This is a genomic window from Caproicibacterium argilliputei (assembly GCF_029211325.2).
Taxonomy (GTDB): Bacteria; Bacillota; Clostridia; order Oscillospirales; family Acutalibacteraceae; genus Caproicibacterium; species Caproicibacterium argilliputei.
The window spans coordinates 1,102,659-1,124,476 of record NZ_CP135996.1 but is presented as its reverse complement, the minus strand read 5'-3'; the positions used below and the strand labels follow the sequence as shown (position 1 = coordinate 1,124,476).

Below are 21,818 nucleotides of genomic sequence, written 5' to 3'. Positions count from 1 at the left end.
GCGGGCTGCACGCTGCAGATTTTCCTATTCTGTGTTAAAATGGAGAAACCGAAGACGGCTCTGCCGCGCTTTGTAAGAAATTTGTAAGAAATCCGGCAGCTTCTTTGTAAGATTTTCAGGCTATGATAAAAGGCACAGGAGGAAAATAATGAATGAAGACAAAATCCTGGTCGTGGATGACGACCACGAAATCACAAGGGCCATTGCGCTGCTGCTGCAGAAGGAAGGTCTGCAGACAGAGTGTGCCTACGACGGAATGGAGGCGTTGGAAAAAGTAACAAATCCGCAGATCTGTCTGCTGATTATTGACGTGATGATGCCAAAGCTAGACGGCCTTTCCGCAGTGATGCGCATTCGAGAAAAGCGGAACCTGCCCATTTTGGTGCTGTCCGCAAAAAGTGAGGATTCCGATAAAATTCTGGGACTTTCCATGGGTGCGGACGACTACATCACCAAACCGTTCAATCCACTGGAACTGACCGCGCGGGTAAAGTCGCAGCTGCGGCGCTACAAAACGCTGGGCAGCCGCCACGACGAGCAGCGCCGCGGCATTCTGCGCACGGGGCGGCTTGCTTTTGACCCGGCGGCAATGCAGCTGACTGCAGACGGCGAAGCGGTGCACCTGACCGCAACGGAAACTAAAATCGTGAGCCTTTTCATGCAAAACCTCGGGCGTGTTTTTTCCGCTGAGGAAATCTATCGGCGGGTGTGGGAGGAGGATGCCTACAGTGTGGAAAACACCGTGATGGTACATATCCGGCGCATCCGTGAAAAAATCGAACTCAATCCGAAAGAACCTGAATATTTAAAGGTGGTGTGGGGTCTTGGCTACAAAATGGAAAGAATTAAAGAAGCAAAAAGAACCGCAGGCTGCCCCTGAGCAGGTCGGCGGTTGGCGAAACAGCCATTTGCTCGGCTGGGTCAGCTTTTTTCTGGGTGTCAGCCTGCTGCTGACGGTCGGAACCTGCTTTTTGGGACCGCGGGCAGCGGCTGATGCAGGTGACACGTCTTATTACGACCTCCTGCAAACAGACGTAAAGGATACCAACCTTTTTCGGCAGTCGGTGCTCTCCACGGTCAACCAGATGTCACGCGTGCAAACAAATGGAAAGTCCTATGACGATTCCTCCTATCCGTATTCCTTTCATGGCTACAAAGATTACGCTTACGATATGCTGCCTTTTCCCTGTGCCGCCGTTGAAAACGGAAACCTGATTTATCAGCAGGGCGATATCAATTACAGCACTTTGCAATCTGACAATTTCCGAACAAGCGTTCCTCTGCTGACTGTGCAAATCAAAGACAGTGTTATCACGCAGGTCACCCTCACCCAGGCAAGCCAGCCGGATAACCTGCCGAGCCGCCAGTGGGCGGTATCTTTGCGTAATATGCTTCTGAACTACCGCCTTGCAGACTTGACTGATTACTCCGGACACACGGAAAAAACGTTTTCCATCCAGTCGCGAACGGTGTATCTGGCAATTCCGAACCACACACCGTTCACAGAGGTTTACCAACTGTATACCAGCGAAAAGCATCTGTACAACACCATCACCGATGCCTCTGTGCTGCTACTCAGCGCGGCAGTGCTGCTGCTGGTTCTCAGTGCGCTGGCCCACGCAGGCAAGTACCGGGTGGAAAACATTTTTTCTGAGGCGGTCGGAAATATTCCAGCGGAACTAAAACTGGTTGTGCTGGCTGTGCTGTGTTTTCTCCCACTTTTTCTATTCTTTTACCAGTCGTACAATGGCTGGGGGCTCACGCTGTTCCGCATGATTTTTCTTTTGCTCTGGTATGTTTGGCTTGCCTATTTTCTATTCAACGACCTGCGCTTTCATACCTTTGCCAGACGCAGCTTGCTTCGTACCCTGTGGCAGCGGGCGCATGGCTCTCTGCGGAGCGGGAGTGAAAAGACCCCGCTGGCAAAACAAATTCAACGCTGGCTGCTGCCGCTGTATATTGTGGTGGATATTTGCGCCATACTTTGCTATCTGTTCTTGATGGCTGCCGGCGGCCAGATGCCGGATTCTCTCTTTTTCTTTTCCTTCGTGCCGCTCAGCGCCACCTTGGCTCTTGTGTTTTACCTCGAGTACCGCTGCTGGAAAAAATGCGAATTTCTCGGCTTGCAGATGGCAAAGCTGACGGAGCAAATCCGGCTGCTTCGCAGCGGCTCACAGCCGCAGCCTATTCATGTGGGCGGCTGCGAACAGCTTTCGGCGGCTGCCTATGACCTGAACGACCTGCAGGGTGGCATCGAAGAGGCGGTGAACCAGCGTGTGCGCAGTGAGCGCATGAAAGTGGAGCTGGTCACGAATGTCAGTCATGACCTGAAAACGCCGCTGACCTCCATCATCAGCTACGTGGATCTGCTGCAGGAAGAGGAGCTCTCCCCCACTGCGCGCGACTACGTACAAATCCTTGCGCAGAAAAGCGACCGCCTCAAGGCCATTGTACAGGATGTGTTTGACGTTTCCAAAGCCGTCAGCGGCAACCTTACCGTCAACAGCAAAACACTGGACCTTGCAAAGCTGCTCCGCCAAACGCTGGCAGACATGGATGAGCGGATTGCGGCGGCACCGGTCACATTCCGTACACAGCTGCCGGACCGGCCGGTGTGGATTCACTCGGACGGCGACCGGCTGTACCGCGTATTTCAAAACCTCTTTCAAAATGCGGCGCAGTATTCTCTGGAAAACTCGCGCATATTTGTAACGCTCACCATTGACCCCGTCAACGCCTGCGTGCGCATTCGCAATACGTCAAAGTATGAAATCGGCGATGCTCAGGCGCTGCTGGAGCGCTTTACCCGCGGCGACAAGAACCGCACAACAGAGGGCAGCGGGCTGGGGCTTTCCATCGCGCAAAGCTTCACGCAGGCCTGCGGCGGCAGATTCTCCATTTCCGCGCAGGCAGATCTTTTTACCGCTGAGGTGGTTCTGCCACTTGGGCAGCCGCCGAAAGCCGAATCAACTTCGGCAAATACAACTGACTTTCAATAAACCGGTCCTGTTCGGAAGGGTGCGCTTCGGCGCACCCTTTTTTCGACCCGATTAGAGTAGTACACCGAAGAAATTTGTGCTATAATAATTTGGAATCTGTTCCGCGTGCAGAACGCGGCGAAAGGACGTATGCGATGCATAACTTTGGTACACGCGCGGCTGATTACATTCGGCGCACCGACAAGCTGCTTTGGATCATCATGCTGCTGATTTCGGCTTACAGCCTGCTGCTGCTGAAAACTGTTCCCAAAACCGGTGGCGGCCGCAGCTACTTTTCTGTGCAGCTGATGGCCGTTGTCGTCGGTTACATCGGCGCCATTGTGCTCACTTTGATTGATTACCGCACAATTGCAAACTACTGGATTCCCATTGCGGCATTCTGCGTTTTTCTGCTGCTGCTGACACTGTGGAAAGGCATTTCCATCACCGGTTCCGGCGGTGTTGATGCACGCGCCTGGCTTTCGCTGCCGGGAGGCATCACCTTTCAAACCAGTGAATTGGTTAAAATCGGATTCCTCATAACCTTCGGCAAGCACCTGGATCTGCTGCAGGAAGAGGAGCGCCTGCATGATTTCAAAAGCGTGCTGCTGCTTCTGGTGCACGCTGCCGTCCCGATTCTGCTGGTACAGCGCGAAGGGGACACCGGCACCGCGATTATTTTTATTTTCATGTTCCTGTTTATGACCTTTACCGCTGGCGTGCAGCTGCGCTATTTTGCCGCGCTGCTGGGTGTGGCAGCGGTGGGCGCACCGATTGCGTGGAACTTTCTGCTGGAAGACTATCAGAAAGCCCGTATGTTGATTTTTCGCCACCCGGAAACCGACCCCAACAATTACGGATTTCAGCAGCTTGCCGGTAAAATGAGCATTTCCAGCGGGCAGCTGACCGGGCGCGGCCTGTTTGTTTCACCGCGGGTCAACTCCAGCGCTGTGCCGGTACAGGCAAGTGACTTCATCTTTTCTGTGGCCGGGGAGCAGCTTGGCTTTATCGGCTGTGTTGCCATCATCGTACTTTTGGTAGTACTGATGCTGCGCTGCCTGCGCAACGCGCGCCGCTCCACCGACCTGCAGGGCAGCAGTATCTGCATTGGCTTTTTTGCAATGGTGTTTTCCCAAACACTGTTTAACCTCGGTATGTGCCTGAACCTGCTGCCGGTTATGGGGGTTACGCTGCCGTTCTTCAGCTCCGGCGGTTCCTCTGTGATGTGTCTGTACTTCGGGTTCGGTTTGGTGGAAAGCGTTGTGATACACCGCGAAGACGGTCGCAACAGCCGCCGATTGTTTGAATAGCACGCCCACAAAAACGAAGATAGGAAAAGACGCGCTTTGCAACGCACCCGAAAGGGGCGCCGCAAGCGCGTCTTCTTTTTTTGTTTTCTTTTAAAGGGTAATGGCCTTCTGCGGCACACACAGAAAAGTATCCGCACAACACCGCCCCAGCGCAGCCGAAGCCTCCACCGCGGTTTCCTGCCGGTCAAACAGACCGAAAACCGCCGAACCGGAACCGGTCATACAGGCTCCCAGCGCCCCTGCCTGCCGCAACTGTTGCTCCAGCGCCTGCACCTGTGGCAGGGGCAGCGCTGCCGCAAAGGTGTTGCCAAGCGCAGCGCCGAGCTTCCGCAAGCTTTGCTCCCGCAGCGCCGCAAGAACCGGCGGCGTATGCGGCGTATACAAGGAAGCCGCTTCATCAGCCTGCCGGTACGCCTGCGCGGTATCGACACCCACCGGCGGTTTGCAAACAACAAACCAACACGGTGGCAGCGGTGACAGCGGCGTCAGGCGTTCGCCGATGCCCTCTGCCAGTGCCGTCCCCCCCTGCACGCAAAACGGCACGTCCGCGCCGAGTTTCTCGGCGGCGCGGCAAAGCGCCTGCGCCGACAGCGGATGGGTATAAAGCCGGCATAATCCACGCAGGGCGGCCGCAGCGTCCGCACTGCCGCCCCCCAGCCCCGCCTGGCTCGGAATGTGCTTTTCGACGAAAATCCGAACATTCCGATCTTGCTCACCGGTCAGCGCAAAAAACGCTTCCGCCGCGCGGTAAACCAGATTTTCCGGTCCATCCGGCACCGGTGCCGCCCCCGGCTGCGTCCGGCAGTGTACCTGCAAGCCGCCCGATGCCCGCTCAAACGTGAGGGTGTCACAGAGCGAAACGCTCACGTTGACCATTTGCAGCAGGTGATAACCATCCGCCCGCTTCCCAGTAATGTCCAATGCCAGATTCAGCTTTGCAAACGCAGGTTCCGTCAGCACAAAACTCCCCCTTAAAGCGTGTCCGCGTGGTGCCGCTGCACAAAATGTGCGATACGGGAAAGCGCTTCTGTGATATGCTTAATACTGTAGGAATAGGAAACACGGACAAACCCTTCCCCACAGTCCCCGAAAGCCGAACCGGGCACCACCGCGACGTGCTCCTCCTGAATCAGCTTTTCACAGAAGGCATCGCTGGTCAGCCCTGTGGAACGGATACAGGGGAAAATGTAAAACGCGCCCTCCGGCTCAAAGCAGGTCAGTCCCAATTCATTAAAGCCATCCACAATCAGGCGGCGGCGCATATCGTACTGCTCCCGCATATAAGCACTGTCGCTGTCACCGTTGTTCATTGCCTCCACTGCGGCAAGTTGGCTCATGGTTGGCGCGCTCATGATGGCGTACTGGTGCAATTTGGTCATTTGCTTAATAATCGGTTCCGGCCCAAGCGCAAATCCCAGACGCCAGCCGGTCATGGCAAAGGCCTTGGAAAAGCCGTTGATGACCACCGTACGCTCGCGCATATCCGGAATCGCGGAAAATGTCACATGGCGGGTATCGCCGTAAGTCAGTTCGCTGTAAATCTCATCGGAAAGCACCATCACGTCCGTTCCACGCAGTACATCTGCCAGTGCATTCAGGTGCTCACGGCGCATGACCGCGCCGGTGGGATTGTTCGGGTACGGCAGAATCAACAGCTTCGTTTTCGGTGTAATTGCCGCTTTCAGCTCTTCCGGTGTCAACCGAAAGCTGTTTTCCGCTTTGGTTTCCAGAATAACCGGCACGCCACCCGCCATTTCTGCCAGCGGCTGGTAGCAGACAAAACTCGGCTGCGGAATCAGCACCTCGTCGCCGGGCTGAATCAGGCAGCGCATACAGCCGTCAATCGCTTCACTGCCGCCAACGGTCACCAGGCACTCGGTTTTCGGCTCATACTGCACGCGGTAGTGGTGCGCAAACCACTGGCAGATACCCTCGCGCAGTTCCATAAAACCACGGTTAGGACTGTACCAGGTTTTTCCGTCCTCCAAAGAGCGGATGCCCGCCTGCCGGATGTGCCACGGCGTCACAAAATCCGGCTCGCCGATAGAAAGGGAAATCACATCGTCCATTTCATTTGCGATGTCAAAAAACTTCCGGATGCCAGAGGGCTTGAGCGCCTGAATCTCCGGATTCAGCCGGCTGGAGTAGTCAATCACAGGAAAGGTCCCTCCTCCCGTCCTTCTCCTCCGCGGCATTCATGATAATGCCGTCCGCTTTGTAGCGGGTCAGGACGAAATGCGTAGCTGTGGAAAGAACACTGTCCAGCGTGGAAAGGCGGCGCATGACAAACATGGCGACTTCCTGCATGGTGCTGCCGTGAATGACCACCGCGAGGTCATAACCACCGGAAACCAGATACACGCTGTCGACCTCCGGCAGGCTCATAATTTTTCCCGCAATCTCATCAAAGCCGCGCTCGCGCTTGGGAGAAACGCGCAGTTCAATGATCGCAATGGCGTTGTTACCGTCGACCTTTTCCCAGTTGATAATCGCCTTATAGCCACGGATGACACCGTTTTTTTCGTATTCGGTGATGGCGTTGTTCACATTTTCCTCAGTTTCGTTGAGCATGACCGCCAGCTGCTTGGTGGTCAGGCGGGCATTTTCATTCAGCAGTGTCAGAAGTCGATCCATAGTGCTCACTCCTCATGCATATTTCCGGGCAGAAAGCTGCACGGACTTTTGAATTTTTCTCTTATCATAACATAAAACCCCGCTGAGCGGGGTGATTTTTTACAGATTTTTTTGGAAAACCTGCAGAATTGCCGCAAGGCAACACTCAGGAAATCGGGTACAGTTCCGGCCGGCGGCCCGTGTAAACCGCAAAGCGGCTGAAGCCGAGCTGCTCCAAAAGCCGCAGACCGTCTTCGATGCCGCTGCCGACATCGCCCCAGCGGTGCGCGTCGCTGCCCAGCGTAACAAGCCTGCCGCCAAGCTCCCGGTAGCGCTGCAGAATCGGGCGGTCTGGCAGCGTGGTACCAATGCGCTGCCGCAGGCCGCTGGTATTGACCTCCAAGCATTTATCCTGCCGAATCAGTTCCTGCAAAACCGCATCAATCTGCTGCCGGTAAGGTTCATAGCTGATGCGCAGGTCGTTGTGCTCGCCACCGGTGTACCGCCACGGATAGGTCAGATGTGCAAGCGAGTCAAACTTGCCCCAGCGCACCATTTCCAGCATTTCTTCAAAGTATCGGTGCAGCAGAGCACGGATGTCGCAGGTGGCATAGTCCAGGTCATAAAAATCCGGCGCGCCCGCCACGTTGTGCAAGCTGGCCAGGACGAAGTCGTAATCGCACAGGGAAAGTGCATTTTCCGCGGCCGCACGATCCTGCAGTGGCTGCCCCAGTTCTATACCGGCACGGACGTGCAGCCGCCCGCGAAACGCCGCCGCGGCCTTGCGCGCCTCGAAATAAGACTGCAGCATGGCTCTGTCATATCCTTTTTCCCAGTACTCGTTACACTCGCAGTGGTCTGTAACCGTTAAGGAAAAAAGGCCTTGCCGCACTGCACTGTCGCACAGCATCATAGCAGAGTCGCGCCCGTCAAAACTGCAGTCTGTGTGGCAGTGTGAATCCGAAAGATACCGATACCGCATCGGCTGCCCCCTCTCTGTGCTGCCTGTACCGGCAGCACGCTTTCATCATTTTTTCTATTTTCTATTGTATCATATCCGCCGCGGGAATCCTAGCACCAAGGTGTCCGTTTCGCCGCGCGGACACACGAAATATTTTGAACACATTGCCAAAGCATTGACAAGTTCCCAAAACTCATTCATAATATGTTTATATAATTTTGCGCGGTAAAGCGCGACTAAAAGAACCGGAGGAAACTGATATGCGAGCTGTCATAACCGTTCTGGGCAAAGACATGGTCGGGATTCTGGCCAAGGTTACCGCCATCTGTGCCGAAAACAGTGTCAACGTGGTGGAAGTCACACAATCTGTTCTGCAGGATCTATTCGCTATGATCATGCTGGTCGACATTTCCGCCAGCAAAGTACCGTTCAGCCAGCTTTCCGATACCTTTACAGCGCTGGGCGAAAAAGAGGGGCTTACGATTCACGTCATGCATGAAGATATTTTCAACTCCATGCACAAGATTTGACATTTTCTAAAGATTGGGATGGTGAGAACATGATTGACACCCACGATATACTGGAAACGATACAGATGATCGACAATGAAAACCTGGACATCCGCACAATCACCATGGGCATTTCTCTGCTGGACTGCATTGACAGCAACCCGGACCGCGCCTGTGACAAAATCTACGACAAAATCTGCCGCTATGCGGGAAAATTGGTGCAGACCGGCGAAGACATCAGTAAGGATTACGGAATCCCGATCATCAACAAGCGGATTTCCGTAACACCAATCGCCATGATTGCCGGCGCCTGTCCCGGACGCGATCCGGTTCGCTTTGCAAAGACGCTGGACCGCGCGGCAAAAGCGGTCGGTGTAAATCTCATCGGCGGCTACTCCGCTCTGGTGCAGAAGGGCTTCGCTCCTGGCGATTATGCTGTCATTGAAAGCATTCCGCAAGCGCTGGCGGAAACCGACTGTGTGTGTTCCAGCGTCAACGTTGGCACCACCAAAGCCGGCATCAACATGGATGCCGTAAAGAAAATGGGTCAAATTGTGGTGCGGACCGCACAGGCTACGGTAGACCAGGGCTGCATCGGACCCTCTAAACTGGTGGTTTTCTGCAACGCACCAGAGGACAACCCCTTCATGGCAGGCGCTTTTCACGGCACTGGCGAGCCAGACTGCGTGATCAACGTCGGTGTTTCCGGTCCCGGCGTGGTACGCGCGGCGCTGCACAACTGCCCAGACGGAGACCTGAGCGAAGTTGCAAACGTCATTAAAAAAACCGCATTTAAAATTACCCGTATGGGGCAGCTGGTCGCGCAAGAAGCAAGCCGTCGGCTCTGCGTGCCCTTTGGCATTGTGGATCTTTCGCTGGCGCCAACGCCCGCTGTGGGTGATTCGGTCGCGTACATCCTGGAGGAAATGGGACTGGAAAGCTGCGGTGCACACGGCACCACCGCCTGCCTTGCCCTGCTCAACGATGCGGTAAAGAAGGGCGGCATCATGGCAAGTTCCCACGTCGGCGGGCTTTCCGGTGCGTTCATCCCGGTGTCTGAGGATGCCGGAATGATTCAAGCCGCGCAGCGCGGAGCGCTCTCCCTTACAAAGCTGGAGGCAATGACCTGCGTGTGCAGCGTCGGTCTGGACATGATTGCCATTCCCGGTGACACCCCCGCCGAGATTATCTCCGGCATCATTGCCGACGAAGCCGCCATTGGCATGGTCAACTTGAAAACCACAGCGGTGCGAGTGATTCCTGCCATCGGCAAAAAAGCCGGCGATGATTTGAATTTCGGCGGCTTGTTCGGGCACAGCCCGGTCATGGAAGTCAACCCCTGGTCGCCGAAAAAATTCATTGACCGTGGCGGGCGACTGCCGGCACCAATCCAAAGCTTGAAAAACTGAATCCCAAACCGGCGGAGTTCCATTTCTTTCCGCCGGTTTTTTGCACAGTAAAGAAATTTTTCATTTACTTCCATAACCGATAATTATAGATATATAATTATTTTTTATCTCATAATTCTTTATTTGTCGAAATTGTGTAGCAGAAGTCAATAACAATTGTAAAAACGGCTGAAACTAACTCTATGTTCATAGATTAGAAACAATTTGGTAAGAAAGCGTGATATAATTCTGGCAGGAGCGTAACCTATATAAATAAGTATAGGACCACAAACTCTAAGGAGGCGCTGTTCATGAAGGATATGATCAAAGAGATCGTAGACATCGACCACGAAGCGCAGCAAATTACCGATGCCGCTCAGATGAAAAAACTGAATTCGGCAGAGGAAGTTGCAAAACGCCGCGAGGAGATACGCAACCAGTATCTTGCGCGTGCGCGCAAACGGATCGAAAAAAATGAACCGGCAGAACAAGCTTTTGCCGAAGAAGAATGGAAAAAGACAGAGAAGCACTACGCCGCAGTCCGTGAGAAACTGGAAGCGGACTATCAGAAAAACGGTGACCAGTGGGTAAACGAGCTCGTCGGCCGCGTGTTGGGAGCGTGAGGAAATGTCGAACACTGCCATTGTCAGCAAGGCCCGCGCCATGTACGGCCGGCGGCTGACCCCCAGCGACTGGGAAGCGCTGCTGAGCTGCTCATCCGTGGCAGACGCGGCGGCTTACCTGAAAAGCAACACCGCTTACAGCTCCGTGCTCAAAAACGTCAACGAAAGCGGGATTCACCACAGTGAGCTGGAAAATCTGCTGCGCCAGCGGCTCATGCAGGAAACCCTGCGTCTGAGCCGCTATGACGTCGGCATGGGCGAGCACACCGCCAACTACCTGCTCGGGCAGCTGGAAATTAATCAACTGCTGCACGCGATGATTCGCATGAATGCCGGAACAAACGAGCAGATGACCCCGCCGGACCCGTACCTGAACCACCACACGCACTTTGACCAGCGCGCGGTTGATCAGGCAGCCAACTTCGAGCAGCTGCTGGAAGCAGTGCGGGGAACGCGCTACTACAAGCTTTTGCTGCCGTTTCGCAACAAAGCAGACAGCATGGAAAACTTCACTGAGGTGGAGCACGTGCTGCTGACGGATCTGTACGAACAGCAGTACCGCGTCATTCAGGATGAAACCCACGGTCACGAGCGCGAGGCGATGCTGGAAATGTTCAACGACATGGTTGACCTGCAGAATTACGCGCACATCGTCCGGCTCAAGGCTTACTACCACGTTACGAATTCACAGATTCGCGCGTGCATCCTCCCGTTTGGCCGGATTCCAAAGGACAAGCTCAGCCAAATGATTGAAGCAGACACGCCCGCGCAGGTGAAGGCTGTCATGGCCACCACCCGTGTGGGCAAGCGTGCTTTTCAGCTGCCGTATGATCTGCCCGGCGACCTGATTACACAGGTGCGCTACTGGGAAAGCCACCGGAACCTTTTCTTCAGCTCAGAGTCCAGCATTGTGATGCTTTCTTACATCTTTTTGATGCAGACAGAACTTACAAATCTGGTTCACCTGATTGAAGCACTGCGTTACGGGATTTCTAAAATCGAGATCAAGCGGCTGCTGAATCCCTACAAATTTGGATGAAAGGAGAATCTGAATGTGGCTGTAATTAAGGTCAAAGTTGTCAGTATCATTGGTCAAATCAACGAGTTGGATCGCGTCACGGAAATTTGTGGGCGCAGCGGTGTGTTCCACCCCGACCATGCCTTGCAGTTTTACGATCATACCGAGCAGTTCGCACAACTGAACGAAGAAAATCCTTTTTCTTCCCAGCTGCAGCGGCTGTTTGACTCTCTGAGCGTAATCGGCAAAACCCCTTCCCTGCTGTCCGAAAAGGAAATCCGCGGGCTTTCGCTTACGCCGCAGACCGCCAAGGCTTATACCGCGCGTTTTTCCGCACAGATGGAAGCCTTGCAGGAAAAGCGCACACAGGCACAGAAGGAGATTGAGGCCTGCACACAGGAAGTGCAGGATATGGCGCATTTTGTGGGCATAAACCTCAATCTGGATGAAATTCGCGAATGTAAGTTCATTAAGGTACGGTTCGGCTCCCTGCCGAAAGAAAGCGCAGAAGCGCTGGACACAACGTATAAGGACAACCCCTACGTCACGTTTTTCCCCTGCACCAGCGACCAGCGCAGTCTTTGGGGCGTGTATATGTGCCCCATTGAGGAGGCTGCTGAAATTGACAAAATTTTCAACAAGCTTTACTTTCAGCGGCTGCGGCTGCGAACCATCACCAGCACGCCGGAAGCACTGGTCAAATCGCTGCAGGAAAAGATTTCCGAATTAAAAGAACAACTGCAAACCTTGCAGAAACAGGCGGATGACCTTTGGGCCGCCGAAGAAACGCGTTTCACCGAAGTTTACTCGTATCTGGCGGAGCGCAGCACGTACTTTGGGGTACGGCATTACGCTGCTTCCTACCACGACTGCTTCATCCTGACTGGCTGGGTACCTGCGGAAAATGAGCACAGCTTCATCAACGCACTGGACACCCTGCAGTCCGTGGAGTACAGTCTGGAAGATGCGGATAACGTCCTAGCTCACTCCCCGCCGGTCAAACTGCACAACAAGCGTGTCGTGCGGCCGTATGAGTTCTTTATCAATATGTACGGCCTGCCGAATTACAAGGAAGTGGACCCCACCCCGCTGGTAGCAATTCTCTTTACGCTGCTGTTCGGCATCATGTTCGGCGATGTCGGGCAAGGTCTGTGCCTGGCGTTCTTCGGTTACTTCTATATGTGGAAGCACCGCAAAATGCCGATTGGCAAGATTCTGCTGCCCTGCGGCATCATGGCAACCATTTTCGGCTTTGTCTTTGGCTCGTGGTTCGGCAACGAACACTTTCTGGATCCGCTGTACCACGCTTTCGGCCTTGCCGGAAAGCCGGTCAGCGTCATGGAAGGGCAAACGACAATTGCCATTATTTTGATTTCTGTTGCCATTGGTTTTATCTGCATCACCATTTCCATGCTGCTCAACATTTACTCCAGCTGCAAGCGGAAAGACTACGCACGCGCACTGGTCAGCCAAAACGGCGTTGCCGCACTGATTTTTTACGTTGCGCTTGTGCTCGGTTTGGTCGGACAGATGGTAACCGGTCAAAAGATTGTAACGGTTCCGTATCTGCTGATTCTGATTATATTGCCGCTTGCGGTCGTGTTTTTGGGTGAGCTTTTCACCAGCATCATCCACGGCGAAAAGTTTCAGCCGGAAAGCTGGGGGCTGTTCTTTACCCAGTCTTTCTTTGAGTGGTTTGAGTTTTTGCTTTCGCTGATGAGCAATACCATCTCTTTCCTTCGTGTCGGTGCGTTTGTGCTGGTACACGCGGGCATGATGACCATGGTAGTTACCCTGGCGCAGATGGTTGACCCGGCTTCCGGCATCGGCTGGTACATTGTTATGGCCGCCGGCAACATCTTTGTTGCGGTTCTGGAAGCGCTGCTGGTCAGCATTCATGTGCTCCGTCTGAACTTCTATGAAATGTTCAGCCGCTTCTACGACGGCGACGGGCGCGCGTTTACGCCGATTCGTATCAAAGGACTTGCCAAAGCATAAACCCGTTTTTGAGGGTTTTGCATAAACAATTTTAATTTATTTCAATTTGGAGGAATCAATTATGCTTTTCAATGCTATTCTTCTCGCAGTTCCCGTGGTATTTCTGGTCGCTTCCGTTGCGTACTCCGTGCGCTCTGTAAACCATGGTCAAAAGCCGAAAACAGCCATGCTGGCACAAATCTTCTCCTGCATGCTGGTTGGCGCACTCTGTGTGGCAGCTCCTCTCGGCGTACACGCAGCAACCGGCGCTGACACCAGCAGCCTTGGCCTGGTCGGCATGGCTCTGGCAATCGGCCTGGCAGGCATCGGCGGCGGCATCGCAGTCGGCCCGTCCGCAGCAGCAGCTATCGGCGCAACCAGCGAAGACCCGAAGAACTTCGGTAAATCCATCATCTTCGTGGCACTCGGCGAAGGCATTGCCCTGTATGGCCTGCTGGTTTCTATCCTGATCTTCACAAAGGTCTGATGAATCATGCGTTTTTATTTGATTAGTGATAACGTAGACACACAGGTCGGTATGCGGCTCGCTGGCATTGACGGTGTGGTCGTTCACACAGCGGAAGAAGTGAAAAACGCCTTAAAGGAAGCGGTGGCCATGGAAGACGTCGCAGTCATTCTGATTACAGCGACCTCGCTGGCGCTTTGCCCGGAAATGGTGTATGATCTGAAGCTGAAAATGAAGCGCCCGCTGATCGTCGAGATCCCCGACCGGCACGGCAACGGACGCACAAAAGACTCCATCACCGAATATGTCCGTGAGGCGATCGGTGTAAAAATCTAACCGGGGAGGCTGCAGATGGATATGACTGAGGATAAAGGAACCCGCAGTAACGAAAAAGTCAGCAAATTCCACGACGCCATTAACCATTATGCTACAGAGCAGCGCAATCAAATTGAGCGCGAAGTGGCAGAATACAAAGCACGCGAACTGGAAAATGCAGAAAAAGAAGTATTAAATGAAGCCTACCGCCTGATTCAGGCGGAAATGGCCAGTATGCGCAATAAAATCGCACGGGAAATGGCTTTGCGTGAGCAGGACGCCCGCCGTGCGCTGCTGACACGTCGGCAGGAAATCACCACGGAAATCTTTGCAAAGGCAACCGGAAAGCTGAATGAATTTGTCGCTTCTGATAAATACGAAGCTTTTCTGACCAAAGCGGTAAAAGAGGCTGCGCCTCTGTTTACCGCACCGGACACCGTCTTTGCCATGAAGCCCGGCGATGAAGCACACCAAGCAGCCGTTAAAGCTGCCTTTGGCGGCAACTGCACATTTGCGGAAGACAAGACCATTCACCTGGGCGGTTTGCGTATCATCAGCAAAAGCCTGGGTCTGACCGCCGACCAGACACTGGATGCTCTGCTGGAGGATCAGCGTGACTGGTTTGAAACACATTCCGGCCTGGCCGTAGTTTGATGAGGGGTGAGCAGATGAATAATGACGTAATCTTTGGCATCAACGGCCCGGTCATCACCGTAAAAAACACCCACACGTTTGCCATGGGCGAAATGGTTTATGTGGGCAAGGAACGCCTGGTCGGTGAAATCATTGGTGTTAACGACAAAATGACAACTATCCAGTGCTACGAGGAAACCACAGGCCTGCAGCCCGGCGAACCGGTTACAGGCACCGGTGCTTCCATGAATGTAACACTGGGACCCGGAATTCTGGACAACATCTTCGACGGCATCGAACGTCCGTTAAAAAAGGTTGCAGAGCAGTCCGGCGCGTTTATCGCGCGCGGTTTTGCAGCGCCTTCTCTGGATACAGACCGTCTGTGGGATGTCACCGTTACCGTTAAGGAAGGCGACAAACTGCGCGGCGGTGATATTTACGCCACGTGTCCGGAAACCCAGATTATTGAACACCGCTGCCTGGTGCCGCCGGTTCTATCCGGCACTGTCACGAAAGTGATGTCCAACGGCAGCTACAAAGTAAACGATACCATTGTGGAACTGACGGACAAAAACGGCGATGTGCACAAGCTGACGCTCTGCCAGCGCTGGCCAATTCGTACGCCCCGCCCGGTGAAGGAACACCTGCCCTGCAACATTCCGCTGATTACCGGACAGCGTGTCATTGACACCATGTTCCCCATCGCCAAAGGCGGTGCGGCTGCAATTCCGGGTGGCTTCGGTACCGGCAAAACCATGACACAGCATCAGCTTGCAAAGTGGTGCGACGCTGACATCATCATTTACGTCGGCTGCGGCGAACGCGGCAACGAAATGAGCCAGGTTCTGGAAGAATTCGGCGAACTGATTGACCCGAAGAGCGGCCGCCCGATGACAGACCGTACCGTGTTGATTGCGAACACCAGTAATATGCCTGTGGCTGCCCGTGAGGCATCCATTTACACTGGCGTTACTCTGGCAGAGTATTATCGCGACATGGGTTACCACGTGGCAATGATGGCTGACTCCACTTCCCGCTGGGCAGAAGCCCTGCGTGAAATCAGCGGCCGTCTGGAAGAAATGCCCGCTGAAGAAGGCTTCCCGGCTTACCTGCCCAGCCGTCTGGCTGAGTTCTACGAACGTGCAGGCATGGTCGAAACCTTGAACGACAAAAAAGGCTCCATCACCCTGATTGGCGCTGTTTCCCCTGCCGGCAGCGACTTTTCCGAGCCGGTTACGCAGAACACCAAGCGTTTTACTCGCTGCTTCTGGGCACTGGACAAGGCACTTGCCTATGCGCGCCATTATCCGGCCATTAACTGGATGGACAGCTACAGCGAGTATCAGCCGGATTTAGGCACATGGTACAATGAGAACCTCGGTCCGGAATTCGTAAAATACCGTCAGGGTATCAACCGGATCCTGCAGGAAGAAAACTCTTTAATGGAAATTGTCAAACTGATTGGCGCCGACGTTCTGCCGGATGACCAGAAACTGGTCATTGAAATCGCGCGCGTGGTGCGTGTTGGCTTCCTGCAGCAGAATGCTTTCCATAAGGAAGATACCTTCGTCCCGCTGAAGAAGCAGGAACTGATGATGAAAGTCATCCTGCACCTGTACGAAAAAGCGCGCCAGCTGGTCAGCGCAAGTGTGCCGATTTCCAGCATCCTTGCAACCGGCCTGTTTGACAAACTTGTGAAGATCAAGTACGACATTCCGAATAACCGCCTTGACCGCTTCGATGATTATATCAAAGAAATCGACGAGGCCATGGCCGGCATCGTGACCGCATAAGGAGGTGCGCATATGATTCTGGATTACGTAGGAGTAAAAGAAATCAACGGTTCCCTGATCGTGCTGGATAATGTGCCGAATGCCACTTCCGAAGAAATGGTCACCATTCGTTTGGACAACGGAACAACCCGCCAGGGCCGTATTGTGCAGATGGAAGGCAACCGGGTTATCATTCAGGTCTTTGAGGGTACCCGCGGCATTTCTCTGGACAACACAGAAACCCGCCTGATGGGCCGCCCGATGGAGCTTCCGCTCTCCCCTGAAATTCTCGGCCGCATTTTCAACGGTGCCGGCAGACCGATTGACGGACTGGGCGATATTTTCCCGGAAAAGCGTGCAGACATCAACGGCACACCAATCAACCCGGTTTCCCGTGTATACCCGCAAAACTTCATCAACACCGGCATTTCCACCATTGATGTGCTGATGACGCTGATTCGCGGACAAAAGCTGCCCATCTTCTCCGGCTCCGGCATGAAGCACAACGAGCTTGCTGTGCAGATTGCCCGCCAGGCAAAGATTTCCGATGAAAACGGCAGCAATGACTTCTGTATCGTCTTTGCCGCCATGGGCGTTAAGCAGGACGTTGCGGATTACTTCCGCCGCAGCTTTGACGAAAGCGGTGTTCTGGGTCGCGTTGTGATGTTCCTGAACCTTGCAAATGACCCAATCATCGAACGTACGCTGACACCGCGCTGCGCACTGACCGCTGCAGAGTACCTCGCATTTGAAGAGGGCAAGCACGTTTTGGTCATCATGACCGATATGACCAGCTACTGCGAAGCGCTGCGTGAGTTCTCCTCCAGTAAGGGTGAAATCCCAGGCCGTAAAGGCTTCCCGGGTTACCTTTACAGTGACTTGGCTTCCCTGTATGAACGTGCCGGCATTGTGCACGGCAAAAAAGGCAGTGTAACACAGCTGCCGATTCTGACCATGCCGAACGATGACGTTACTCACCCGGTACCTGACTTGACCGGCTATATTACCGAAGGTCAGATTCAGCTGGACCGCGGGCTGGATGCTTCCGGCATTTATCCGCCGGTCAGCGTGCTGCCCTCCCTGTCCCGTTTGATGAAGGACGGCATCGGCGCCGGCTTTACCCGCGAAGACCACTCTGCGGTTTCCAACCAGCTGTTTGCTTCCTACTCCAAGGTGATGGATGCACGTTCTCTGGCTTCTGTTATCGGCGAAGAGGAACTTTCTCCGGTCGACAAACAGTACATTGCGTTTGGCAAGCTGTTTGAGGCAAAATTTGTTAATCAGGGCTTTAACGACAACCGTACCATCGAGCAGAGCCTTGACCTTGGCTGGGAGCTGCTGACCGCCCTGCCGCGCAGCGAGCTGGATCGTGTAGATGAGGAAATGCTGAACAAATACTACGAACCAGCAAAAAAACGCGTGGAAGCAAGCGAGCAGAAAGAAAACGGCGAGAAAGCAACTGCCTGAGCACAGGTTGTTTCTAACTTGACAGATTAGAGGTGTTCCTATGGCAAATGCAGCAGTACCAACCAAGGGAAACCTGCTTGCGACCAAAAAGTCGCTGCAGCTCAGCCGCACCGGTTACGAGCTGTTGGACCGCAAGCGCAACATTCTCATTCGGGAAATGATGCAGCTGATTGACCGCGCCAACAGCATCCAGACAAAAATCGACGGTGCTTACACGGAGGCTTATGCGGCTCTGCAGACCGCCAACATTACGCTGGGCATCTGCAAAGAGCTGGCCGCTACCGTGCCGCTGGACACAGGTTTAAACGTCGCTTACCGCAGCGTAATGGGCGTGGAAATTCCGATGGTAGAGCTTGAAAAAGCAGAGGATACCATTCCGGTTCCCTTTGGTTTATTTCAGTCGAACACTGCACTGGATATGGCTTACCAGCAGTTTCAAAAAGTAAAAGAACTGACCGCAGAACTTGCCGAAGTAGAAAACAGTGTTTACCGCCTTGCGGATGCAATCAAGAAAACACAGAAGCGCGCAAACGCGCTGAAGAACATCATGATTCCCCGCTTCACTGCAACCGTCAAGTTCATTACGGAAGCGCTTGAAGAAAAAGACCGTGAGGAATTCTCGCGGATGAAAATCATCAAAGCGCAAAAGCAAAAAGCACAAAGGCTTGCTGAAGAGGAAACGACCGTTGCTTCCTGACTGCCTGCCGACAGTGCAAAACCGCCCGTGGTTTAGAAAACCACAGGCGGTTTTTTGTATGTTTAAGTTGTATTTTATGTTGCCGTTATTTCCTCTCCATACACTTCATAAGCCCTGTAAGAATGGCTGAAATGATAGCCCAATTTCTCCGCAAGGCCAACCGACATGAGGTTCTGCGCGTCCCAGCTTGGGTACAGCCCGCGATCCAGACACTCCAGAATCAGCCGGGCAGAGCAGGCTGCAGCAAGCCCCCGCTTGCGAAAAGACGCAGCGGTGTTGACCTGAATCTCAATCCCGCCGCGATAGTAAAGATACGAGGATGCCCCCGCCGCCAGTTGGTCTTTGTACAGCGCTGCCACGCCCAATCCGTGTGTGCGATACTCCTCCCAATTTGCAAAGGCGGAGCACCAGTCGCGCGACCATTCCTGTGAAAGTGCCTGCCGGTACAGCGTTTCGTCAATCATCTGCATCCTGTAAGCATCGTCCGGCAGCGCTGTCAGCTGCCGCAGCCGCTCACGGTCAAACACATCCGCTTCTTTTCGAATGGCATAGCGTGTCACGCGCTTACAGTGATTGGCGTAAATGCTTTCCAGAAGCGCTGCCCATGCGTCATTTTGCGGTATAAAAATAAGGAACTCTTTCCCCTGCCGGTTCCTGAGCAGTTCCGCATTCGGCTCCCCTGCAAAGAAACAGAAATCCGCACTGAGAATCTGTGCGGAGTGCGGCGCTGCGGCATTGTCCGCCCAAGCCTGCCCCATGCAGCCCTGCAGGCAAGACCAGATCATGGTTTCGTCCCAACTCGCAAAAAGCGGCTGCAGCTGCTCTAAATTTCTGCCAATCACTTGTTCAATAATGGTTTCATTCCTCCAGTTCTAAATTCCGAGGTGATTCACATAATCGTTCACCGTGGATTCCGGCAGCCCCATTTGCAGATCGGGTGAGCGGAACAAGGCAATGTTTTCCACGTGCCGGATGCCCTCACCTGCCTCCACCGTAAACAGCGGAGAAAGCGTGCGCAGTTCCGCGTAATCGTCGCAGATGTACGTTTCCAAAGAGGAACCGAAGTCCGGGTATGGCTGACCGGGTGCGTGCACAAAGCGCTTAACCAACGTGCAGCCGCGGTTAGAGTAACCCGCCCAGCCCTGCAGGTCATTAACCCCGAACTTCAAGTTGCGGTTAGAGGGTGCCTGCTGTGCCATAATATACTTATCGCCCAACGAAAGACGCTCATCACGAAAGCTGGAATATGGCCATAAACTGAAGTTCCGATTTGGCTGGTGCTTTTCCTCATTGCTCATGTTCTGCGGAATAATGACAACCCCGCCAGGTGCCATCATCGTGCTGCCGCAGAGTGAAACGCGCTTGCTTTCGTGCGAGCAGTTTTTCATCTTGTGCACAATCATGACATCGGACGCATCCGTACCCATCATGACTTCAAAGGAAAGCTGCACATCATTTCCTTTCTGCCGCGGCGGCGTAAATCGAACCCCACCATTAAGCAAGCCGTAAATCACCGGATCATTGTCTGGATAGTAGCTTTGCGGCATCCGGTCCGGCACCAGGCACACGCGGTGCCCGCCGTAAGCATGGTACGCCGTCTGCGGCCCATAATACGCCTTCAGTTCTTTATTTGCAAAAACATTGCGGCGCTCCTCGTCCCAATAAAGGAGATTGGGGCCGTCCAGAAAACCAATTCGAACGATTCGCGGACCGTAATCAATGGAAACAACCACATCAATGAAGTGGTTGCTCATGCGGATGCACCGCCCTTGTACGCCGTACTCCACTTCTTTTACTTCGATCCCCATGTATCTACACACCCTTTTTCAAAAACCAATATCCCCGTTGTCCGGTCAAGACCGGACGGTGCAGGCCGCGGACAGCAAAGTGCCCACACATCCGCAGCTCTGTTTTCTAATTCAACCACATTTTTCCCCCGACTGTCAAGTATCCGACTGTCAGAAGTACGCGTCAACAGCGGCAGCGCGCCTTTCTGCGCCGCACGCGCCAGTACCGCACGCCCCTGCGCACCAAAGCCGAGGATGCGCAGATACGGTGGCGTTCCCACGGCATCTTTTTCCCGCAGGCCAAGAAACGCGGAAAGCGCCAAGCGGCGAATCCGGGCATGACTGTAACGCTTCGTTTTTGCGGCGGCGTACAGTTCCTCCATGGAACCGGCACAGCGAGCCGCCGAACGCAGGCGGTTTTCAAGACCTTCACTGACATCTGGCAGGGCATGGTATGCCGCCTCCGGCAGGGTACGCAGGCAGTACAGCACCGCGCGCTCCACCTGCTGCAAGGACGCCGGTGCACGGCCCTGCGCCAGCTCTGTGCGCACCACCGCCGCGCTGGCAGCCGGCAGCGCAGTTTCCCACACCCCACCGCTTTCCAGCAAGGAACGTACTCGGCTTGCAGAGGGCGTCGGACTTTCCGCAGGGCTGTCGTGCGCCGCGCCCTGCCGCGAAACGGTGAAGCAGGCCATCTGCGTATGCTGTGCCTGCATCGCCTTGCAGTATTCGATTCCCAGAATGTTATTGGGCTGCCGCAGCAGCACTGCCGCTTTCTCTCCTGCCAGATTCGCCACTGCACGCTCTCTCGCCGCGGCAAATGCCATGCCCTGCGATAGATACCCGTGCAGGGCTTCCCCCGCTGCAGAGCCGCACAGAAGCCCCGCCAGCCGCTGCAGCGCTGCTGCGTTCCCACATTCGCTACCAAACGCAAGCACATCCGCACCCAGCGCATCCGCAAGCGCCACGCCGCCGCGCGCAAAACACTCCGCACCGGACACTGCCCACGGTACCGGCAGTTCCGCCACCAGGTCCACCCCGCAGGCAAGCGCCTGCCGCGTGCGTGCCCACTTAGAAAGGCACGCCGCATCGCCGCGCTGCACAAAGCAGCCGCTCATCACAGCTGCCACGTGCGTCGCTCCAGCGCGGCGCACTGCCTGCACCAACGCCGCGTGCCCCTTATGAAACGGATTATACTCCGCGATGATCACCGCCAGCCGCATTTTTATGCTCCCCGCCCTCTTTGCCCCACTCACTTGAATTTTCTCGCATTTTGTATTATTATAAATCTATATGACACTTCT

21 protein-coding genes are annotated in these 21,818 nt (G+C 54.3%); 14 read left to right on the top strand and 7 right to left on the bottom strand.

The annotated features are described in order from the left end of the window. The first annotated feature begins 148 nt into the window (after positions 1 to 148). From PXC00_RS05330 to PXC00_RS05320, 3 genes are all read left to right on the top strand, one after another. On the top strand, positions 149 to 880 hold the full coding sequence (locus tag PXC00_RS05330; RefSeq protein WP_275845578.1) for a response regulator transcription factor: 732 nt from the start codon (positions 149 to 151) through the stop codon (positions 878 to 880). Then, on the top strand, positions 825 to 2,999 hold the full coding sequence (locus PXC00_RS05325; protein WP_275845577.1) for a sensor histidine kinase: 2,175 nt from the start codon (positions 825 to 827) through the stop codon (positions 2,997 to 2,999). The genes PXC00_RS05330 and PXC00_RS05325 overlap by 56 nt, the downstream gene beginning before the upstream one ends. A gap of 134 nt (positions 3,000 to 3,133) precedes the next feature. Beyond that, complete coding sequence (locus PXC00_RS05320; RefSeq protein WP_275845575.1) at positions 3,134 to 4,288, top strand: FtsW/RodA/SpoVE family cell cycle protein; 1,155 nt, start codon at positions 3,134 to 3,136, stop codon at positions 4,286 to 4,288. Positions 4,289 to 4,378: 90 nt separating this feature from the next. Here PXC00_RS05320 and ispE read toward each other — a convergent pair whose 3' ends face one another. The 4 genes from ispE to PXC00_RS05300 form a co-directional block, all read right to left on the bottom strand. Then, positions 4,379 to 5,248, bottom strand: coding sequence for a 4-(cytidine 5'-diphospho)-2-C-methyl-D-erythritol kinase (gene ispE, locus PXC00_RS05315; protein WP_275845573.1), 870 nt, complete (start codon positions 5,246 to 5,248; stop codon positions 4,379 to 4,381). Between the two features lie 11 nt (positions 5,249 to 5,259). Then, complete coding sequence (locus PXC00_RS05310; RefSeq protein WP_275845675.1) at positions 5,260 to 6,441, bottom strand: pyridoxal phosphate-dependent aminotransferase; 1,182 nt, start codon at positions 6,439 to 6,441, stop codon at positions 5,260 to 5,262. Next, positions 6,437 to 6,922, bottom strand: coding sequence for an Lrp/AsnC family transcriptional regulator (locus PXC00_RS05305; RefSeq protein ID WP_275845572.1), 486 nt, complete (start codon positions 6,920 to 6,922; stop codon positions 6,437 to 6,439). Before PXC00_RS05305 ends, PXC00_RS05310 begins: the two co-directional genes overlap by 5 nt. A gap of 145 nt (positions 6,923 to 7,067) precedes the next feature. Continuing rightward, positions 7,068 to 7,883, bottom strand: a complete 816-nt coding sequence (locus PXC00_RS05300; RefSeq protein WP_275845570.1) for a histidinol-phosphatase HisJ family protein — start codon at positions 7,881 to 7,883, stop codon at positions 7,068 to 7,070. 239 nt (positions 7,884 to 8,122) lie between these two features. Here PXC00_RS05300 and PXC00_RS05295 point away from each other — a divergent pair, with 239 nt between their 5' ends. The 11 genes from PXC00_RS05295 (at position 8,123) to PXC00_RS05245 (ending at position 18,727) form a co-directional block, all read left to right on the top strand. Next, positions 8,123 to 8,392: an ACT domain-containing protein gene (locus tag PXC00_RS05295; protein ID WP_275845568.1), complete on the top strand. Its 270-nt coding sequence runs from the start codon at positions 8,123 to 8,125 to the stop codon at positions 8,390 to 8,392. Between the two features lie 29 nt (positions 8,393 to 8,421). Next, entirely contained in the window at positions 8,422 to 9,780 is a 1,359-nt protein-coding gene (locus PXC00_RS05290; protein ID WP_275845566.1) for a PFL family protein, read from the top strand. 290 nt (positions 9,781 to 10,070) lie between these two features. After that, positions 10,071 to 10,382: a hypothetical protein gene (locus PXC00_RS05285; RefSeq protein ID WP_275845565.1), complete on the top strand. Its 312-nt coding sequence runs from the start codon at positions 10,071 to 10,073 to the stop codon at positions 10,380 to 10,382. A gap of 4 nt (positions 10,383 to 10,386) precedes the next feature. Then, positions 10,387 to 11,421, top strand: coding sequence for a V0D/AC39 family V-type ATPase subunit (locus PXC00_RS05280; RefSeq protein WP_275845564.1), 1,035 nt, complete (start codon positions 10,387 to 10,389; stop codon positions 11,419 to 11,421). A gap of 15 nt (positions 11,422 to 11,436) precedes the next feature. Beyond that, positions 11,437 to 13,398 carry a V-type ATP synthase subunit I gene (locus tag PXC00_RS05275; protein WP_275845562.1) on the top strand — a complete coding sequence of 654 codons (1,962 nt, stop codon included), beginning with the start codon at positions 11,437 to 11,439 and terminating at the stop codon, positions 13,396 to 13,398. A 61-nt stretch (positions 13,399 to 13,459) separates the two neighbouring features. Then, positions 13,460 to 13,864 (top strand): ATP synthase subunit C, encoded by a 405-nt coding sequence (locus PXC00_RS05270; RefSeq protein WP_275845561.1) that lies wholly within the window; start codon positions 13,460 to 13,462, stop codon positions 13,862 to 13,864. Between the two features lie 6 nt (positions 13,865 to 13,870). Further along, a complete protein-coding gene (locus tag PXC00_RS05265) occupies positions 13,871 to 14,179 on the top strand; it encodes a V-type ATP synthase subunit F (RefSeq protein WP_275845559.1) in 309 nt (102 codons plus the stop codon). Positions 14,180 to 14,194: 15 nt separating this feature from the next. Then, a complete protein-coding gene (locus tag PXC00_RS05260; RefSeq protein ID WP_275845558.1) occupies positions 14,195 to 14,812 on the top strand; it encodes a V-type ATP synthase subunit E in 618 nt (205 codons plus the stop codon). 14 nt (positions 14,813 to 14,826) lie between these two features. Next, positions 14,827 to 16,584 carry a V-type ATP synthase subunit A gene (locus PXC00_RS05255; RefSeq protein WP_275845557.1) on the top strand — a complete coding sequence of 586 codons (1,758 nt, stop codon included), beginning with the start codon at positions 14,827 to 14,829 and terminating at the stop codon, positions 16,582 to 16,584. 12 nt (positions 16,585 to 16,596) lie between these two features. After that, complete coding sequence (locus PXC00_RS05250) at positions 16,597 to 18,030, top strand: V-type ATP synthase subunit B (RefSeq protein WP_275845556.1); 1,434 nt, start codon at positions 16,597 to 16,599, stop codon at positions 18,028 to 18,030. 40 nt (positions 18,031 to 18,070) lie between these two features. After that, positions 18,071 to 18,727, top strand: coding sequence for a V-type ATP synthase subunit D (locus PXC00_RS05245; protein ID WP_275845555.1), 657 nt, complete (start codon positions 18,071 to 18,073; stop codon positions 18,725 to 18,727). A gap of 74 nt (positions 18,728 to 18,801) precedes the next feature. Here PXC00_RS05245 and PXC00_RS05240 read toward each other — a convergent pair whose 3' ends face one another. Genes PXC00_RS05240 through PXC00_RS05230 form a run of 3 tightly spaced genes read right to left on the bottom strand, consistent with a single transcriptional unit; the run spans position 18,802 to position 21,737 of the window. Further along, a complete protein-coding gene (locus tag PXC00_RS05240) occupies positions 18,802 to 19,569 on the bottom strand; it encodes a GNAT family N-acetyltransferase (RefSeq protein WP_275845554.1) in 768 nt (255 codons plus the stop codon). 30 nt (positions 19,570 to 19,599) lie between these two features. Then, positions 19,600 to 20,535, bottom strand: a complete 936-nt coding sequence (locus PXC00_RS05235) for a hypothetical protein (RefSeq protein WP_275845553.1) — start codon at positions 20,533 to 20,535, stop codon at positions 19,600 to 19,602. Next, entirely contained in the window at positions 20,520 to 21,737 is a 1,218-nt protein-coding gene (locus PXC00_RS05230; RefSeq protein WP_275845552.1) for a tRNA(Met) cytidine acetate ligase, read from the bottom strand. Before PXC00_RS05230 ends, PXC00_RS05235 begins: the two co-directional genes overlap by 16 nt. Between the last annotated feature and the right edge of the window lie 81 nt (positions 21,738 to 21,818).

Coding starts and splice junctions, on each gene's coding strand:
- PXC00_RS05255 (WP_275845557.1), top strand. CDS start 14,827: ATGAATAATGACGTAATCTTTGGCATCAACGGCCCGGTCATCACCGTA.
- PXC00_RS05265 (WP_275845559.1), top strand. CDS start 13,871: ATGCGTTTTTATTTGATTAGTGATAACGTAGACACACAGGTCGGTATG.
- PXC00_RS05320 (WP_275845575.1), top strand. CDS start 3,134: ATGCATAACTTTGGTACACGCGCGGCTGATTACATTCGGCGCACCGAC.
- PXC00_RS05260 (WP_275845558.1), top strand. CDS start 14,195: ATGGATATGACTGAGGATAAAGGAACCCGCAGTAACGAAAAAGTCAGC.
- PXC00_RS05235 (WP_275845553.1), bottom strand. CDS start 20,535: ATGGGGATCGAAGTAAAAGAAGTGGAGTACGGCGTACAAGGGCGGTGC.
- PXC00_RS05305 (WP_275845572.1), bottom strand. CDS start 6,922: ATGGATCGACTTCTGACACTGCTGAATGAAAATGCCCGCCTGACCACC.
- PXC00_RS05230 (WP_275845552.1), bottom strand. CDS start 21,737: ATGCGGCTGGCGGTGATCATCGCGGAGTATAATCCGTTTCATAAGGGG.
- PXC00_RS05295 (WP_275845568.1), top strand. CDS start 8,123: ATGCGAGCTGTCATAACCGTTCTGGGCAAAGACATGGTCGGGATTCTG.
- PXC00_RS05300 (WP_275845570.1), bottom strand. CDS start 7,883: ATGCGGTATCGGTATCTTTCGGATTCACACTGCCACACAGACTGCAGT.
- PXC00_RS05285 (WP_275845565.1), top strand. CDS start 10,071: ATGAAGGATATGATCAAAGAGATCGTAGACATCGACCACGAAGCGCAG.
- PXC00_RS05290 (WP_275845566.1), top strand. CDS start 8,422: ATGATTGACACCCACGATATACTGGAAACGATACAGATGATCGACAAT.
- PXC00_RS05250 (WP_275845556.1), top strand. CDS start 16,597: ATGATTCTGGATTACGTAGGAGTAAAAGAAATCAACGGTTCCCTGATC.
- PXC00_RS05280 (WP_275845564.1), top strand. CDS start 10,387: ATGTCGAACACTGCCATTGTCAGCAAGGCCCGCGCCATGTACGGCCGG.
- PXC00_RS05330 (WP_275845578.1), top strand. CDS start 149: ATGAATGAAGACAAAATCCTGGTCGTGGATGACGACCACGAAATCACA.
- PXC00_RS05245 (WP_275845555.1), top strand. CDS start 18,071: ATGGCAAATGCAGCAGTACCAACCAAGGGAAACCTGCTTGCGACCAAA.
- PXC00_RS05270 (WP_275845561.1), top strand. CDS start 13,460: ATGCTTTTCAATGCTATTCTTCTCGCAGTTCCCGTGGTATTTCTGGTC.